This window comes from Helicobacter trogontum (assembly GCF_000765905.2).
GTDB classification, from domain to species: domain Bacteria; phylum Campylobacterota; class Campylobacteria; order Campylobacterales; family Helicobacteraceae; genus Helicobacter_A; species Helicobacter_A trogontum.
Genome location: NZ_JRPL02000078.1, coordinates 1 through 1,732, shown reverse-complemented (window position 1 = coordinate 1,732; position 1,732 = coordinate 1). Strand labels below are relative to the sequence as shown.

At 30.3% G+C, this 1,732-nt stretch carries 5 protein-coding genes; 2 read left to right on the top strand and 3 right to left on the bottom strand.

The window, feature by feature from the left end; all coding sequences use genetic code 11:
• The 3 genes from LS81_RS12230 to LS81_RS10835 all read right to left on the bottom strand — a co-directional run.
• Nucleotides 1-93 (bottom strand): S24 family peptidase (locus LS81_RS12230; RefSeq protein WP_336595921.1); only part of this gene is annotated, 93 nt, incomplete at its 3' end.
• Between the two features lie 178 nt (nucleotides 94-271).
• Nucleotides 272-841: a hypothetical protein gene (locus LS81_RS10840; protein ID WP_034347990.1), complete on the bottom strand. Its 570-nt coding sequence runs from the start codon at nucleotides 839-841 to the stop codon at nucleotides 272-274.
• Nucleotides 831-1,196 (bottom strand): helix-turn-helix domain-containing protein, encoded by a 366-nt coding sequence (locus LS81_RS10835; protein WP_034347988.1) that lies wholly within the window; start codon nucleotides 1,194-1,196, stop codon nucleotides 831-833. The genes LS81_RS10840 and LS81_RS10835 overlap by 11 nt, the downstream gene beginning before the upstream one ends.
• A 108-nt stretch (nucleotides 1,197-1,304) precedes the next feature.
• On the opposite strand from LS81_RS10835, the gene LS81_RS11465 reads away from it, so the two are divergent.
• The gene (locus tag LS81_RS11465; protein WP_161976776.1) at nucleotides 1,305-1,475 is read left to right on the top strand and encodes a hypothetical protein; all 171 of its coding nucleotides are present in this window, start codon (nucleotides 1,305-1,307) and stop codon (nucleotides 1,473-1,475) included.
• Nucleotides 1,472-1,732: hypothetical protein (locus LS81_RS10830; protein ID WP_138069954.1), on the top strand; the 261-nt coding region annotated here is incomplete at its 3' end. The genes LS81_RS11465 and LS81_RS10830, both read left to right, overlap by 4 nt.

Sequence of the window (1,732 nt, the reverse complement as noted above, 5' to 3'; positions counted from 1 at the left end):
TTCTAGCTCTATATCATCATAGCTTTTATTATCGCTTATAAGCTTGTATTTTGGGCGTTTTTGCAATCTTTTAACATAGAGTTCATCATCTATGCGAGTAACGCATATTTGCCTTCTTTTGGTGTGCCTTTTTGCACTAAAAGCTTACATTGAGATAATGCTGCGTGAGTAATAGACTGCAAACACTAATCAACCAACTAATCAACCAACTAATCAACTTCATTTATAGACACTAATCAACCAACTAATCAACTTCATTTATAGACACTAATCAACCTTTTATGTTGATTAGTGCAGTATAAGTTTTAGCTATATCGTCTTTAGAAAAAAGCGACATATTAGTTTTAACCTTTCCTGTTTTTTTTGTGGTAAAATCAAGTAGGTTATCGCATCCGCTAACCACACCTTTTTGAGATTTTTTAATATTAAAAATTTCTTGTAGTTTGGGAATCATATATTCTTTATAATCTTTTGCACTTTTGTCTTTTAATTTATCCACAACTTTCTTTTTTAAAAATTTCAAATGCTTTACAGCTTTATTAAAATTATCTTGCTCTATCTCCCTATAACTATTAACTTTCATTTTTGTTTTTAAGCTCCACCATACATCCCTGCTCGTATTGCTTATGTCTACACCATCTCTAAAATGAATTTGGAATTTTTTGCAAAAATCATGTATATCCTTAACTTGTTTTTGCAACTCAAACCTTTGATCTGGCGTAATATGAATATCTGGGTCTAATTGCAATTCAATCACTTTTCTAACAATCTTCTTTTCACCAAAAACTATACTATTGTTATTTCCATTAACCTGAATGTTGTTGTTGCCATTAATCGCCATAACTATCCTTTATTTTTAAGAGTTTTTCTTTAATGTCTTTAATCATCTTTGGTGGTGCATAATCTCTGATGAGCTGAAATATTTCTTCCAGCTCATCATTTTTAGCATTTGCAATATTGTTATTGCGACCAATAATCTGAACATTGTTATTTCCTGCAATCACACCATTGTAGAATGCGTTAAAATCAACACCATACTTATCTGAAATTTTTTTCATAACACTGCTCGGAACCTCCCTTTTATTGTGTTCATACCTAATATATGTTTGGAGCGGAATATCAAGGTCATGGGCAAACTGATTTTGCTTAATCCCTAATGAATCTCTTATTTCCCTTAATTTATTATCTATTTTCATAAAATTACCTTGACTTATATTATCTATTTGGATAAAATTATCCAAATAGATAATATTAATTTTCGATTTTTTTGTTATATAACATTATATACAAGATAAAGGATGTTGATGAAAAAAAATATAAGCAGTCAAATAAAAAAGAGATATGGGACTATTAAAACATATAGCATTAAAAAAAAATTAAATTATTCAACTTTAAGATTTTTTATATGCAAATATCCAAAAGCAGATATGCCTAGATACGAAAAAGCCCTAAGGGAGGATGGATTCATAAGATGACAACAAGAGAATTTGGAAAGATGTATCATATAAGCATTCAGGCTATTAACAAGAAAGTTTTAAAAGCAACTTCAAACCATAAAAATATTATCCAAATAGACAAGCAATATTTCACCTTCACCTACACCAATGGCATTGGTCGTGGTGGCAAAGTCCTCCAAATATGGAGTGAGCCTTTTAAGAGTGAAGCAGAAGCAGAGGCATTTCTGCATAATTATAGGGTGGATATGCTAGAAAAGATGGCAAAACACACATTT

Bases quoted from the DNA above. Each gene is read 5' to 3' on its own strand.
- LS81_RS10840 (WP_034347990.1), bottom strand. From the start codon at position 841: ATGGCGATTAATGGCAACAACAACATTCAGGTTAATGGAAATAACAAT.
- LS81_RS10835 (WP_034347988.1), bottom strand. From the start codon at position 1,196: ATGAAAATAGATAATAAATTAAGGGAAATAAGAGATTCATTAGGGATT.
- LS81_RS11465 (WP_161976776.1), top strand. From the start codon at position 1,305: ATGAAAAAAAATATAAGCAGTCAAATAAAAAAGAGATATGGGACTATT.